The sequence below is a fragment of the Enterobacter sp. BIDMC 30 genome (assembly GCF_000534355.1).
Lineage (GTDB): Bacteria > Pseudomonadota > Gammaproteobacteria > Enterobacterales > Enterobacteriaceae > Enterobacter > Enterobacter ludwigii.
The window spans coordinates 2,923,570-2,938,048 of record NZ_KI973169.1 but is presented as its reverse complement, the minus strand read 5'-3'; the positions used below and the strand labels follow the sequence as shown (position 1 = coordinate 2,938,048).

The following is a 14,479-nucleotide window of genomic DNA, read 5'->3' as shown; positions in this document are numbered from 1 at the left end:
CACGTCCTTGAGGAAAATGTTATGGTTCAGCGAATTACCCTTGCCCCCCAGGGGCCAGAATTCTCCCGCTTTGTGATGGGCTACTGGCGCCTGATGGACTGGAATATGTCCCCCCTCCAGCTGGCAAGCTTTATTGAAGAGCATCTCGACTTAGGGATCACCACGGTCGATCACGCTGATATTTACGGCGGCTATCAGTGTGAAGCCGCGTTCGGCGAGGCACTCAAGTTGGTTCCTGCGTTACGCGAACGCATGGAGATCGTCACCAAATGCGGGATTGCCACGACGGCAAAACCGGAGCATGCTCTCGGCCATTACATTACCGACAGCGCGCACATCATTAAGAGCGCCGAACAGTCGCTGGTTAACCTGGCGACCGATCATATCGATCTGCTACTGATCCACCGCCCCGATCCGTTGATGGATGCCGATGAGGTGGCCGAAGCGTTTTTGAATCTGCATCAAAGTGGCAAAGTGCGTCATTTCGGCGTATCAAACTTTACCCCTGCACAGTTTGCGCTGCTGCAGTCTCGTCTGCCGTTTACCCTGGCCACCAACCAGGTTGAAATTTCTCCGGTTCATCAGCCGCTGCTGCTGGATGGCACGCTCGATCAGCTTCAGCAGTTGCGTATCCGTCCGATGGCGTGGTCGTGTCTGGGCGGCGGACGTCTGTTTAATGATGATGAATTCCAGCCGCTGCGGACTGAGCTTGAGACCATTGCCCGCGAACTGAATGCCGGAAGCATCGAACAGGTGGTGTACGCGTGGATCCTGCGTCTGCCGTCAAAACCACTGCCAATCATTGGCTCGGGCAAAATTGAACGCGTACGCGCCGCCATTGCCGCGGAAGAGTTGCAGATGACCCGTCAGCAGTGGTTCCGCATCCGCAAAGCGGCGCTGGGTTACGACGTACCGTAACCGGTAAAACGTGACTTTCCGGTGAAATCTTTGCCCCTGGTATAAACTTAAGGGGCAAAAAACAACCCGTGGAGGTCATATGAAGCGTTTTACTCTGGCTCTCGTCACGCTGGTGGTCTGTGCAGGTGCGCAGGCGGCCAGTGATGAAGTGGAAATGAATCTCGTCACCTCTCAGGGTGTAGGTCAGTCCATCGGCACGGTGAAAATCACTGAAACCGACAAGGGACTGGAATTCGCGCCCAATCTCAAAGCCCTTCCTCCTGGCGAACATGGTTTCCATGTCCATGCCAACGGTAGCTGTCAGCCCGCCTTAAAAGAGGGAAAAGCCTCGGCTGCGGAGGCGGCAGGCGGCCACCTCGACCCACAACATACCGGTAAGCATGAAGGTCCTGACGGTATGGGACATCTGGGTGATTTGCCGGTGCTGGTGGTGAATAACGACGGCAAAGCCACGGATCCCGTCGTCGCGCCGCGGCTGAAAAAGCTGGATGAAGTGAAAGGCAAGGCGCTGATGATCCACGTCGGCGGCGACAATATGTCCGATCAGCCAAAACCGCTTGGCGGTGGCGGGGCTCGCTATGCCTGCGGGGTGATGTGATCCCCAATTGTACCCGGAGCCGGTGCCTGTTCCAGCTGCGACAGCGAGCAGTGCAGGCGCCAGATTATCGAGGCTAAATCTCGTGCTGCAGGCGAGTGGTGGTGCGCAAGGGTATCGCAAATTCGCTGAAGTTCAGCAAGCGTGGTTTCCAGTGGACGCTGCTGGACACCGCGTTCGCTCATGACATCGCGTAGCAGGGTGATGCAGACATCACGAACCTGCGACAGCGGGTCGGACCGTGTTTCCCATGCCCTAAGTTGCCAGACCACGTGAGAGCAGTTCAACAGCACCACGCCCCAGCGCAACAGCCAGCGGCGCGAAAGGGAGTCCTGGCTGTTATTGAGCTGGCTGACATAGTGATAGACCAGCGATTCATACTCACTTTCACGTAAATGCGGTTTTCGACTCAACTGGTCGACAAAACCTCTGCGTAACTCGCGGATATGCCGGCGACTCTTGCGCGCATCTGAACCCGGACGTAACACCGCAAATGCCAGCCACGCCAGCCCAACGCCAAGGATCTTCGCCAGGTTGTCATTGAGAAAATCGGCGTAGTCATAAACCGGCGGGTTAGTGACGGAGATAAACGAGCCCATAAACACAATCAGCTGTCCCCACAGCCCGGCGAGTTTGGGCATTTGCAGCTTCAGCAACTGCATGGTGGTTAACAGCGGGAACAGGAACAGAAGGAACTGCCACAGGTCGCTTATCTGCACCATCAACCCAAACTTCACGGCAAAACTAAACAGCGAAAGCAGCACCAGGGTGCGCAGCAGCAGCGTGAGGGAGTTGAACGGTGACGCGGCGACGGAGTACAGCACGCAGCTGATAGCAGCAAGCGTCAGGGCCGCAGGGCCTGACTCCCACTGGGTGGTGATACTCCACGCGCCGACCAGCGTGAGCGCGCAAAAGGTACGAAAACCGCTCCACAGTGCCTCCATCGAGTCTGTGTGTCGTGCCAGCGCCGGGCTACCGGGGACAGCGAACTCGGTGACCGGGGTGGCATTTTCCACGGCGTTAATCCAGCGGCTGCTGCGCAGATACAACCGGCAAAAATAGTTGAGACGCTGCCAGAAGGCGCGGTGACGGTAATCGTACTCATCAACTGGCGCGAGCGGGGCGATAATCTTCGCAACGGTGTAGATGTCGGCATCCGGGCGTGCAAGTGCCGCGAGCAGCGTTTCAATCACGGCGCGCGTATGTGCAGGGGGTGAAGGCCAGTTGAGTAGCATCCGGCGCAGACTGGAGATTGAGCTGGTCATACGCAACTGCTGATGCAACAGATAGTTAAGCAGGGTGTTCTGACGACGAAAGCGATAGTGGCTCCAGAAGGCCTGAATGCGTAACAGATTCATGGTCAGGATCTGGCCGATCACCTTTTCGTGCGCGAGACGGATGTCGTCGTTGGTATCCGGTTGCCAGAGCAGGCTTGCGTGCTCCAGTAAACGGGTATGCATGGTCTTCAGGGCGGTAATAAGCGCGGTGCCATCGGAGGTGCTCGGCAGTATCATCATCATGAAACCGCCGCTCAGAATACCGACAATCACTTCACAGACGCGCGCCTGTGCGATGTCCCACAGCTCGGTGGTATCGAGCACATTCACCACCGGAAAGGCGATAATGGCGGCGGTATAGCCGGCCAGCTGGAAGGCATAGGCAACGTTATTCGTAAAGTGCGCGCAGGCCCAGGTACAAAAGCCCAGCCATATCGCCATGCTCAACAAAAAAAGCCACGGATCGTTCAGCGTATGACCTGCAATGATTAACGCTGCGGTGGCACCCAACAGGCTGCCGGCAATACGTCCAAGACTTTTGCTGATCACCCCGCCGACGGTGGGGAAACTCACCACCGCGGCAGAGGTCATTGCCCAGTAGGGCTGATCAAGGTTGAGGTAATAGGCGACAGTCAGCGCCAGACACATCGCAATGCCATTACGCAGCGCATAGCGCCACTGCGGACGTGTCGCTTTCATCCACGGCGTATTTCGCCAGGAGAAGGCCTGCAGGTTCATCAACGGGTCCCGATGGCGACGGTGCAGGTTGTGCCGGAGACCAGCGTCATGCCCTGCGGTAAACGATCAAACTCCACACGAACCGGTACGCGCTGGGCCAGACGCACCCACGGCACGTTCGGTTTGATGTCCGGTACCAGGCCTGAATCCATTTCAACACTCTGATCGTAAATGGCGCGGCCGATGCTGGAGACGTGACCCTGTAACCGCTGCGAGCCGCTGTAAAGCGTAATGGTAGCGGGAGACCCTTCGCGAATATGGCGAAGCTTGGTCTCTTCAAAATAACCCACCACATAGAACGAGTGGCTGTCGACAAGGGCGAAAACGGGTTGCCCGGCGGTGGCATAATTCCCCACGCGGGCTGACAGGTTGGTGATCCATCCATCGACTGGCGCGGTAATAACGGTTTGTGTCAGCTCCCACTGCGCCTGTTTGAGCGTAGCCTCCGCGACGTTCACGCTCGCCTGCATGGCCTTAACGTTGATATTGGCAGTATCTAAATCTTCTGCGGAAATATAGTTGCGCGACAAATGCCGGCGGCGATTGGCTTCGTTATTGGCTTTTGCTAAATCAGACTGGGCCTTCGCCAGCTGTGCCTGGGCGTTAAGGATCGCAATATGATAGGGGGTGTCGTCGATACGGAATAACACGTCACCCTTTTTAACGTACTGGTTATCTTTCACAACAAGCGTCGTAATGCTGCCCGAAACCTGTGGGGTAATGCTGACCTGCTCAGCCCGCACTTTGCCGTCACGTGTCCAGGGTGACTGCATATAAAAATTCCAGAGCCACCACCCGGCAACCAGGGCCAGAGCAAGAACAATCAGCGTGGAAAAGTACTTCAGCGTTTTCAGGGACATATTCACCACACAATCAAGACAGCTAGGCCCAGGCATACGGAAAGGGCAAACAGGGAGAGATCCATTAACATGGGGTGCCAAATCTCGCCGGAGTACATCCAGTCGCGAAGCAGGCGATGGGCTATGAGCCAAATCATAAAGCCGACCAGGACGGCCTTAAACAAGGGCGGAAAGTAGACTGACGCACCGAAAATCAGGTCCTGAAGGGGGAGTCCCACGGAGCTTTGAAAAAACGTCACGGGCAGAGATCCTTTGCAGTGAACAAAATGCCGCGAGGGCGAGTCTTAATCTGATGGAACATCACAATTCAGTGTAAGTCATCCTTTTAAGTTCGATGAATGCAGTATTGCATTTGTTTTGCCAATACAAATGCTGCACACTATTCTAAAATCAGTATAATAACTTAGCAAGCTAATTATAAGGAGATGAAATTGGAATCGCCATTAGGTTCTGATCTGGCAAGGTTGGTACGCGTCTGGCGTGCTCTGATTGACCATCGCCTGAAACCTCTGGAATTGACACAGACGCACTGGGTCACGCTGCATAACATTCATCAGCTGCCACCCGACCAGTCACAAATTCAACTGGCAAAAGCGATCGGCATTGAGCAACCGTCACTGGTACGTACGCTTGACCAACTGGAAGAGAAAGGACTCATCTCCCGGCAAACCTGCGCCAGCGATCGTCGCGCTAAGCGGATTAAGCTCACTGAGAAAGCGGCCCCTATCATTACTGAAATGGAAGCCGTTATCACCAAAACGCGCGGCGAAATCCTTTCCGGGGTTTCACCCGCAGAGCTTGAACTGCTCATCAGCCTCATTGGACGCCTCGAGCAGAACATCCATGAGCTGCAGTCACGCGACTGACACCATCACAAGGCCTTGCAGCAGCAAGGCCTTTTTTACCTCGATACAACGACACGGTTACGCCCGGTCTCTTTCGCTTCATACATCGCCTTGTCAGCATTCTCCACGCACGCTTCAGCGGTCGTCGTCGGAGAGGTGGCGGTAAATACCCCCATGCTAATCGTGATGGATTCAGGTAACTGACCCCCGCTGCTGACCTTATCAAAACTGCTCAGCTTTAGCCGTATGCGTTCAGCCACCTGGTACGCTGCCTCCGACGAAGTATTGGTCAGCATCAGGACAAATTCTTCCCCACCAATACGTGCCGCAATGTCCTGCGGGCGGACGGAATCCATCAGCAGGTTGGCAACAAACTGCAATACTTTGTCTCCCTGCAGATGGCCGTAGCAGTCGTTGATGCGCTTAAAACGGTCGAGATCGCTGACGATAACCGACACAGGGTGGTTGGCTTTGCTGATGCTGAGTGCCTGATTTAAGGCGTCGTAAAAATAACTGCGGTTGTAGAGGCGCGTCAGCGGGTCGCGGATCGAGTTCTGATAAGACTGCTGATACTTTATGTGCGAGTCGCGATACAGGTTAAAGACGTCGTACAGCAGGACAAAAATAATCATCAGCGTCGCCACGGTTTCGAATAAGCGAGCGTGATACCAGGACGTGTCCTCAGCATGCCCGCCGGCTAACAGTAATGAGAGCGTCAGGACATAACAAACACATAAGAAATTACCGCCAACCCAAAAAAGATTCCGCACCCGGGTAATCGTCATTAACGTTGCTAACGCCACAACCCAGAGAAGAATCAAAAAGATATTTATGACCTGGCTCCAGAGAACCATAAATTGCCGGGTTTCATTATCCACCAGATCCAGCGTTATCAGTGCCGAGTGGCTGGAGCAGAACCAGGCCAGGGCGACCATAGAAACCGTAAACAGCAGTGTACCGATAACCACGGCAATATGCGCGGGGCGTGAAAGGGGATAATCCCGAATAGAATAGAGCAAAGCTGAGACTATTATCAGCACCGCCATAAGAATATGACGGAACATAAAGAAGATCATGGCGTCGTTATAGTCGACAACATTGAACTGATAGAGATCCAGCCATGACGGGAAGCTGGACAGGGTGCCGGCCATCAGCATCGTCGACCCGGCGAAGGCCGAGGCGAGGGCGATAAGGTACAACCGCCGTCTGTCACACCAGTATTTCATGACCATGAAGCAGGCAATAAACAGGTGGAATACCAGCAAAAATATGGTAAGTGTCGGGAATAGCAGCGGTGAGAATGAAGGGACTAATTCGACCAGTTTTACAAAGAGACCTTGTAATATTCCAACGACGACGATGCATCCAAAACAGAATGTAATATAAGGGTTCTTAAAATATCGTTGTAGTGCAAGCATAGGGATTTGACGGAATAATAAAATTAAAAAATGTAAAGTAAGAAAGAGAGTAACAGGCGTGGAGAGTAAATACTTTGCGCAGGAACAAGATATACCGCGCTTAATGATTCATGGCGGAAATGTTTTTTGTAAATATATTGCTGGTAATTATATTATATGTAAATAGATTTGTTTACGGGCTTTGCTAAATGGATTTGTTCAATGGATGTGGTCTGATGACCACATCCAGTTTGAATTAGCGTGGAGAAACGGTGACCTGGCTTCCGTTGCTCGCCAGAACAACGCGCTGGCCGGCAGAGAAACGGGTATTACCTTGTTTCTGTACTACCATGATGGTGCTGCCGTCATCTTTACGGATTTCCAGTTCTACGCCCTGGCTTTTGTTCATTGCACCCTGAACGCCCTGGCCTGCAACACCACCCGCAACGGCACCTGCTGCTGTGGCCAGCGAACGACCTGTGCCACCGCCTACGGTATTACCGAGGAAGCCACCCAGCACAGCACCGCCGATGGCACCCATCACGTTGCTGTCATCGCCACCCTGAATTTGTACAGGGCGTGCGTTAACAACGGTACCGTAAGTGACGCTCTGAACCTGTTTGGCTTCAGAAGCGCTGTACACGTCGCCAGAAAGTGAACTGTCATTCACACAGCCTGCAAGGGTTAAACCGATCAGCGAAACGCCCAGTACACGTAAAATCATTTGAATCTCCTGTTCACCAAAAACGCCCGATGGCGGGCATCCGTTATGGCTAAATTATATGGCATAAGGGGCCATAGTTCATATCTTTGCACTAACAATAAGAAAATTGTACTTGAATTTAACTTAACGAGACATAAACGGGCACCCGGCAGGTTACCTGTCTGAGATTGTTAAAAAATATTATCGCCGGATAGCAAAGCGGCGCTGTTTATGGTTGAGTGGAGAGCATTAGCCCACGCAACGTAAGGAAAGCGCATGAAATCGGGTCGCTACATTGGTGTGATGTCGGGTACCAGTCTGGATGGCGTAGACGTCGTTCTGGCCGCTATTGATGAAAACATGGTGGCACAGCAGGCGAGCCTGACCTGGCCTATCCCCCTGGCGCTGAAAGAGGACATTCTCAGTGTCTGTCAGGGGCAGCAACTGACGCTTTCTCAGCTTGGTCAGCTTGATGTGCGGCTGGGGGCGCTGTTTGCCGATGCAGTACTGGCTCTGATGCATAAAGAAAAGCTTCGCCCGCAGGATGTCGTCGCTATCGGCTGTCACGGACAAACGGTCTGGCATGAGCCGGTCGGCGATGCACCGCATACCCTGCAAATCGGCGACAACAACCAGATTGTGGCGAAGACGGGCGTGACCGTAGTCGGTGATTTTCGGCGTCGCGATATTGCGCTTGGCGGGCAGGGCGCGCCGCTGGTGCCCGCTTTTCATCAGGCATTGTTGACCCATCCGACAGAGCGCCGAATGGTGCTGAACATTGGCGGTATAGCCAACCTGTCTCTGCTTATCCCGGATCAACCCGTACGCGGCTATGACACCGGCCCGGGTAACATGCTGATGGATGCCTGGATCTGGCGTCAGCGTGGTCAGGCGTATGATAAAGACGCGCAGTGGGCCAGCGAAGGCAAAGTGATCATCCCGCTGTTGCAGTCCATGCTAAGCGATCCGTACTTCGCCCTACCGGCGCCCAAAAGCACGGGGCGTGAATATTTCAACTATGGCTGGCTCGAACGTCAGCTGGCGCAGTTCCCGGCGCTTGCACCGCAGGATGTCCAGGCGACGCTCGCCGAGTTAACGGCGGTTTCGATATCGGAACAGGTTCTTCTCAGCGGTGGCTGCGAACGCCTGCTGGTGTGCGGCGGTGGCAGCCGTAACCCGTTGGTGATGGCACGTCTTGCCGGGTTATTGCCGGGTACCGAGGTGACGACCACCGATGAAGCCGGCATCAGCGGCGATGATATGGAAGCGCTGGCTTTTGCCTGGCTTGCCTGGCGTACCATTGCCGGGCTACCGGGCAATTTACCGTCGGTGACTGGCGCACGTGAGGCCAGCGTCCTCGGGGCCATTTTCCCGGCGAATCCACGTCATAATCAGAGTTAACTGAAATTCAGCGCTGCGTGTGGTCGTTAGAATGGAATGAAACAGGAGGGCAGCCATGCCCTCCAGGACCAGGAAAGTCTTCGGAATACGCCCATGAAAAAACTTCTTCTTATTGCCGCGCCTTTATTGCTGTCAGGATGCAGCGTCTACAACCAGTTCCTTGATCGCATGCAGACCGATACCCTGGAGTATCGCTGTGATGAAAAACCGCTGACCGTTAAGCTGAACAATCCGCGTCAGGAAGCCAGTTTTGTCTACGACAACAAATTGCTCACCCTCAAGCAGGGCATTTCTGCCTCCGGCGCACGCTACACGGACGGAATTTATGTCTTCTGGTCTAAAGGCGACAGCGCCACCGTCTACAAACGCGACCGTATTGTGCTGAACAATTGCCAGCTCGAAAATCCGAAGCGTTGAGATTTTTACAGGGGCGGCGCACAATAGCGCCACCCAATGTCAATGTCAGCTAACGCCATGTCAGATAACGACGAACTGCAGCAAATTGCGCATCTGCGCCGTGAATACACCAAAGGCGGCCTGCGTCGCCAGGATCTTCCCGCCGAACCCCTCGTGCTTTTTGAACGCTGGCTGAAACAGGCCTGCGAAGCGAAACTCGCCGACCCAACGGCAATGGTTGTTGCAACGGTAGATGAAAACGGTCAACCGTATCAGCGTATCGTCCTGCTCAAACATTATGACGAGAAAGGCCTGGTGTTTTACACCAACCTGGGCAGTCGTAAGGCACACCATTTAGAAAACAATCCTCGTATCAGCCTGCTGTTCCCGTGGCATATGCTGGAGCGTCAGGTGATGGTCACCGGCAAAGCAGAGCGTCTCTCCACGCTGGAAGTGGTGAAGTATTTCCACAGCCGTCCGCGTGACAGCCAGATTGGCGCCTGGGTCTCAAAACAGTCCAGCCGTATTTCGGCGCGTGGCGTGCTTGAAAGCAAATTCCTCGAACTGAAGCAGAAATTCCAGCAGGGCGAAGTTCCGTTGCCCAGTTTCTGGGGGGGCTTCCGCATTCCGATCGAGCAGATGGAATTCTGGCAGGGCGGCGAACACCGTCTGCATGACCGCTTTTTATACCAGCGTGAAAATGGCGGCTGGAAAATCGACAGGCTGGCACCGTAATCGCCGAAATTTGTTGATTTAAGCGCTAGCGCAGGCCGCGCTTGCGCTTTATTCTATGTACCTTTCGCATCAGGCGAAAAGTCGTGTACCGGCAAAGGTGCAGTCGTTTATACATGGAGAATTTGATGGCAAGCAGTAACTTGATTAAACAATTGCAAGAGCGGGGCCTTGTGGCTCAGGTGACGGACGAGGAAGCGTTAGCAGAGCGACTGGCGCAAGGCCCGATCGCGCTCTATTGCGGCTTCGATCCTACCGCTGACAGCTTGCATTTGGGGCATCTTGTTCCATTGTTATGCCTGAAACGCTTCCAGATGGCGGGCCATAAGCCTGTCGCACTGGTTGGCGGCGCGACCGGTCTGATTGGCGACCCAAGCTTTAAAGCTGCCGAGCGTAAACTGAACACCGAAGACACCGTGCAGGAGTGGGTGGATAAGATCCGCAAACAGGTTGCGCCTTTCCTCGACTTTAACTGCGGTGACAACTCTGCGATTGCTGCCAACAACTATGACTGGTTTGGCGGCATGAACGTGCTGACCTTCCTGCGCGACATTGGCAAACACTTCTCCGTTAACCAGATGATTAACAAAGAAGCGGTGAAGCAGCGTCTGAACCGTGACGACCAGGGCATCTCCTTTACCGAGTTCTCCTACAACCTGCTGCAGGGTTATGACTTTGCCTGCCTGAATAAACTGCACGGCGTCTGCCTGCAGATTGGCGGCTCTGACCAGTGGGGCAACATCACGTCGGGTATCGATCTGACGCGTCGTCTGCACCAGAACCAGGTCTTCGGTCTGACCGTTCCACTGATCACCAAAGCCGACGGCACCAAATTTGGCAAAACCGAAGGCGGCGCGGTATGGCTTGATCCGAAGAAAACCAGCCCGTACAAATTCTACCAGTTCTGGATTAACACGGCGGATGCCGATGTTTATCGCTTCCTGAAGTTCTTCACCTTTATGGACATTGAGGCGATCAATGCTCTGGAAGAAGAAGACAAAACCAGCGGTAAAGCGCCACGCGCTCAGTACGTACTGGCTGATGAAGTGACCAAACTGGTTCACGGTGAAGAAGGTCTGGCCGCGGCAAAACGCATTACTGCAAGCCTGTTCAACGGGACGCTGAGCGATCTGAGCGAAGCGGACTTCGAACAGCTGGCGCAGGATGGCGTGCCTATGGTTGAGATGGAAAAAGGTGCCGACCTGATGCAGGCGCTGGTGGACTCCGAGCTGCAGCCATCTCGCGGTCAGGCGCGTAAAACCATCGCCTCGAACGCTATCACCATTAACGGTGAAAAACAGGCCGACCCGGAATACACCTTCGCTGACAGCGATCGTCTGTATGGCCGCTACACGCTTCTGCGTCGCGGTAAGAAAAACTACTGTCTGGTCTGCTGGAAATAATTAAAAGTATCCAGGGGCGTGGGAAACCACGCCCCTTTTGTTTTTTCAGGCTTTGGTAAGTAAAAATGAAGAACATCCTCGCCATTCAGTCCCACGTTGTCTTTGGGCATGCTGGCAACAGCGCCGCGGAATTTCCGATGCGCCGCCTCGGTGCCAACGTCTGGCCCCTCAATACCGTGCAGTTCTCAAACCATACACAATACGGTCAATGGACCGGCTGCGTGATGCCGCCTTCGCACCTCACCGACATTGTGCAGGGCATTGCCAATATCGATCAGCTAAAACGCTGTGATGCGATACTGAGCGGATATCTCGGTTCGGCAGAGCAGGGAGAGCATATCCTGGGCATTGTCCGCCAGGTGAAAGCGGCAAACCCGGCGGCGAAATACTTTTGTGATCCTGTTATGGGGCATCCGGAGAAAGGCTGCATCGTGGCCCCCGGCGTGGCTGAATTCCATGTGCGTCACGCGCTGCCGGCCAGCGATATTATTGCGCCGAACCTCATTGAGCTGGAAATTCTCTGCGAGCATCCGGTGAATAGCGTAGAAGAGGCGGTAAGCGCTTCTCGCGAGCTAATAGCCCAGGGGCCGGAGATTGTCCTGGTGAAACATCTCGCGCGCGCAGGGCTGAGCAGGGACCGTTTTGAGATGCTGCTGGTGACGAAAGACGAAGCCTGGCATATCAGCCGTCCGCTGGTGGACTTCGGCATGCGTCAGCCGGTGGGTGTCGGTGATGTGACAAGCGGCTTGCTGCTGGTGAAATTACTTCAGGGGGCCACGCTGCGGGATGCGCTTGAGCATGTGACTGCTGCGGTGTACGAAATCATGAAGGCGACAAAAGAGATGCAGGAGTATGAACTGCAGGTGGTCGCGGCACAGGATCGTATCGCGAAACCGGAGCATTACTTCAGCGCAACCCGGTTATAACGGTTCACGTTCCTGTCAGCCGGGTCGCGACAGCGCCACCCGGCAATACAGTGCGCCGGTCAGTTCAACCCTTCTGCTTTAAGCGCTGCAGCCACCGCAGGACGCGCGGCTACGCGATCCATGTACGATGCAATGTGGTTCAGCCCGTCCATGTTGAGCTTAATGGCCCGTGCCCAGCGCAGCACGGTGAACAGATAGGCATCGGCAATCGTAAAACGCGCGCCCCCAATCCACTGATCGTCTTTCAGCGATGCGTTAACGTACTGCAGTTTTTTCTCCAGCTGAGCACGTACGGTCGGTTTGTACTCTTCCGGCGTTTCCGGACGGAACAGCGGCGTAAAGCCTTTGTGCAGCTCGGTCGCAATGTAGTTCATCCACTCCAGCGTTTTGTAGCGAGAAACCGTGCTTACCGGTGCCAGCAATTGCCTGTCGGGCACGCTATCGGCGAGGAACTGCATAATCGCCACGCCTTCGGTCAGCAGGGTACCGTCATCCAGCAGCAGAGCCGGAACTTGTCCCTTCGGGTTAATAGCAAAAAAATCATCGCCGTTTTCCAGGCGTTTTTTCATGAGGTCAACGCCATCCAGCGTGAAATCTTTGCCGCTCTCGCGCAGGGTAATGTGGGAAGCAAGAGAGCACGCGCCCGGTTTGTAGAACAGTTTCATCGGTAACTCCTTTTTGCTGAGGTTTCAGCTATGTTAGTGCGCGAACGGGTAAAAAAAAAGCCGCTAATACATTAGCGGCTTCTGATCAGTCGTTTCTCAGTGACATTATGCGGTAGCGGTTTCGGTCGCTTTCGCCGTCTTGTCGTCGTCCTGAGTCATGCGATTCAGCTTCGGCGCAGTCAGCATCATCAGAACCGCGATAACCGCAGTAGCAATACCAATCTGCATGAACACGGTACCGTAGACGTTCAGAGAGACCAGTGGGTCAGTCACGTTATCCGGCACGGCCATCAGGTTTGCAATTTTACCTGCGATGATGGCGGCACCCGCAGTGGTCAGGAACCAGCTACCCATGATGAAGCCCATCAGACGCTGAGGAACCAGTTGTGCAACCATCGCCAGGCCCAGACCGGAGATCATCAGTTCACCGATAGACTGCAGCGCATAGCTCAGGATCAGCCAGTTAACGGAGACGATACCTGCGTCAGTCGCAAATTTCGTACCCAGCGGCAGTACCAGGAATGCGCCAGAACACAGCAGCATACCGATAGCAAATTTGTGCGGCATCGGCAGACGGTCGCCCATCTTGTTATAGATAGCAGCCAGAATCGGGCTACCAATCATGATCCAGAACGGGTTCAGGGCCTGATACTGCTCCGGCTCGAACGCGATACCCAGGATTGAGTGTTCAACGTTACGGATAGCGAAGAAGTTCAGAGACGTTGGCATCTGGCTGTACAGAACGAAGAAGATAATCGCTTCCAGCATCAGGATGAAGGCCACAATCATCTTACGACGAGCGGCACCCTGCATGGCGAAGGCTTCTTTCGCGAAGATGATCACGATACCCAGCGCAACCACACCCAGAACGGCACGCGCGATGCCCTGGTTATGCAGCAGCCAGGTTGCGATTGCCGCGAGGATCACCACGCCGACAATGGTCGCCAGCAGTTTGCCAATGTGAACCGGTTCGAAGTCAGGTTTGGAGCCGTAGTCTTTAACCCAGCGTTTGCAGAAGGCAAAGTTAACCACGGTGATCAGCATACCGACAACGGACAGGGAGAACGCAACGCTCCAGCCGAATTTAGCGGCCAGCCACGGGGTTGCCAGCATGGAGAAGAAGGAACCGATGTTCACGGACATGTAGTACATTGTGAATGCACCGTCCAGACGCGGGTCATCTTTGTTGTAACAGGTAGAGAGCAGGGAAGACGGGTTCGCTTTGAACAGACCGTTACCGACGGCGATAGTCGCCATACCCATATACACCACAGCGGCATCGTGACCAGACCATGCAACCAGCGCATAGCCAACGGCCAGGACAATCGCACCCAGCATAATGACACGTTTAGTCCCGAGGACTTTATCACCCAGCCAGCCGCCGATAGCGACCAGACCGTACACCAGGGCACTGAAAGAGGAGAACAGCGTAATGGAATCTGCTTCGGACATACCCAGCTGTTTTACCAGGTAAACCGCCATGATCCCTTGCAGGCCGTAATAACCAAAACGCTCCCATAACTCGATAGAGAAGATGAGATAGAACGCTTTAGGTTGTTTAAAAGCGTTAAGACTTACGCTTTCATCTGTTGGTTTATTGTTTGCAGTCGACACATATACCTC

Annotated in this window: 15 protein-coding genes; 8 read left to right on the top strand and 7 right to left on the bottom strand. The window is 54.3% G+C overall.

Features of this window, described 5'->3' with window-relative positions; all coding sequences use genetic code 11:
• The first annotated feature begins 21 nt into the window (after positions 1-21).
• Together L466_RS08520 and sodC are read left to right on the top strand one after the other, a co-directional pair.
• Positions 22-918 (top strand): aldo/keto reductase, encoded by an 897-nt coding sequence (locus tag L466_RS08520; RefSeq protein ID WP_014169781.1) that lies wholly within the window; start codon positions 22-24, stop codon positions 916-918.
• Between the two features lie 79 nt (positions 919-997).
• A complete protein-coding gene (gene sodC, locus L466_RS08525) occupies positions 998-1,516 on the top strand; it encodes a superoxide dismutase [Cu-Zn] SodC (protein ID WP_020884336.1) in 519 nt (172 codons plus the stop codon).
• Here sodC and L466_RS08530 read toward each other — a convergent pair.
• From L466_RS08530 to L466_RS08540, 3 genes are read right to left on the bottom strand one after another with little or no spacing between them, the layout of a single operon-like run.
• Complete coding sequence (locus L466_RS08530) at positions 1,495-3,528, bottom strand: FUSC family protein (RefSeq protein WP_032681162.1); 2,034 nt, start codon at positions 3,526-3,528, stop codon at positions 1,495-1,497. The two genes, sodC and L466_RS08530, sit on opposite strands and share 22 nt — an antisense overlap.
• On the bottom strand, positions 3,528-4,388 hold the full coding sequence (locus tag L466_RS08535) for an efflux RND transporter periplasmic adaptor subunit (RefSeq protein ID WP_032681161.1): 861 nt from the start codon (positions 4,386-4,388) through the stop codon (positions 3,528-3,530). Before L466_RS08535 ends, L466_RS08530 begins: the two co-directional genes overlap by 1 nt.
• 2 nt (positions 4,389-4,390) lie before the next feature.
• Complete coding sequence (locus tag L466_RS08540) at positions 4,391-4,627, bottom strand: DUF1656 domain-containing protein (RefSeq protein ID WP_020884333.1); 237 nt, start codon at positions 4,625-4,627, stop codon at positions 4,391-4,393.
• A 186-nt stretch (positions 4,628-4,813) separates the two neighbouring features.
• Here L466_RS08540 and slyA point away from each other — a divergent pair, with 186 nt between their 5' ends.
• Positions 4,814-5,254: a transcriptional regulator SlyA gene (gene slyA, locus L466_RS08545; RefSeq protein ID WP_014169785.1), complete on the top strand. Its 441-nt coding sequence runs from the start codon at positions 4,814-4,816 to the stop codon at positions 5,252-5,254.
• A 35-nt stretch (positions 5,255-5,289) separates the two neighbouring features.
• On the opposite strand, the gene L466_RS08550 is transcribed toward slyA, so the two are convergent.
• Both L466_RS08550 and slyB read right to left on the bottom strand, forming a co-directional pair.
• Positions 5,290-6,651 carry a sensor domain-containing diguanylate cyclase gene (locus L466_RS08550; protein WP_020884331.1) on the bottom strand — a complete coding sequence of 454 codons (1,362 nt, stop codon included), beginning with the start codon at positions 6,649-6,651 and terminating at the stop codon, positions 5,290-5,292.
• 235 nt (positions 6,652-6,886) lie between these two features.
• On the bottom strand, positions 6,887-7,354 hold the full coding sequence (slyB, locus tag L466_RS08555) for an outer membrane lipoprotein SlyB (RefSeq protein ID WP_014169789.1): 468 nt from the start codon (positions 7,352-7,354) through the stop codon (positions 6,887-6,889).
• Positions 7,355-7,609: 255 nt separating this feature from the next.
• On the opposite strand from slyB, the gene anmK reads away from it, so the two are divergent.
• The 5 genes from anmK (at position 7,610) to pdxY (ending at position 12,191) form a co-directional block, all read left to right on the top strand.
• Positions 7,610-8,734, top strand: a complete 1,125-nt coding sequence (anmK, locus tag L466_RS08560) for an anhydro-N-acetylmuramic acid kinase (RefSeq protein WP_020884330.1) — start codon at positions 7,610-7,612, stop codon at positions 8,732-8,734.
• A 93-nt stretch (positions 8,735-8,827) separates the two neighbouring features.
• Entirely contained in the window at positions 8,828-9,151 is a 324-nt protein-coding gene (gene mliC / locus L466_RS08565) for a C-type lysozyme inhibitor (RefSeq protein ID WP_020884329.1), read from the top strand.
• Positions 9,152-9,208: 57 nt separating this feature from the next.
• Positions 9,209-9,865 (top strand): pyridoxamine 5'-phosphate oxidase, encoded by a 657-nt coding sequence (gene pdxH, locus L466_RS08570; RefSeq protein ID WP_025204349.1) that lies wholly within the window; start codon positions 9,209-9,211, stop codon positions 9,863-9,865.
• A gap of 125 nt (positions 9,866-9,990) precedes the next feature.
• A complete protein-coding gene (gene tyrS / locus L466_RS08575) occupies positions 9,991-11,265 on the top strand; it encodes a tyrosine--tRNA ligase (protein ID WP_025204348.1) in 1,275 nt (424 codons plus the stop codon).
• 65 nt (positions 11,266-11,330) lie between these two features.
• Positions 11,331-12,191 carry a pyridoxal kinase PdxY gene (gene pdxY / locus L466_RS08580; RefSeq protein ID WP_014169794.1) on the top strand — a complete coding sequence of 287 codons (861 nt, stop codon included), beginning with the start codon at positions 11,331-11,333 and terminating at the stop codon, positions 12,189-12,191.
• Between the two features lie 59 nt (positions 12,192-12,250).
• On the opposite strand, the gene gstA is transcribed toward pdxY, so the two are convergent.
• Together gstA and dtpA are read right to left on the bottom strand one after the other, a co-directional pair.
• Positions 12,251-12,856 carry a glutathione transferase GstA gene (gstA, locus tag L466_RS08585; RefSeq protein ID WP_032681160.1) on the bottom strand — a complete coding sequence of 202 codons (606 nt, stop codon included), beginning with the start codon at positions 12,854-12,856 and terminating at the stop codon, positions 12,251-12,253.
• A 105-nt stretch (positions 12,857-12,961) separates the two neighbouring features.
• Positions 12,962-14,470, bottom strand: a complete 1,509-nt coding sequence (gene dtpA, locus L466_RS08590) for a dipeptide/tripeptide permease DtpA (protein WP_014169796.1) — start codon at positions 14,468-14,470, stop codon at positions 12,962-12,964.
• Positions 14,471-14,479 lie beyond the last annotated feature (9 nt).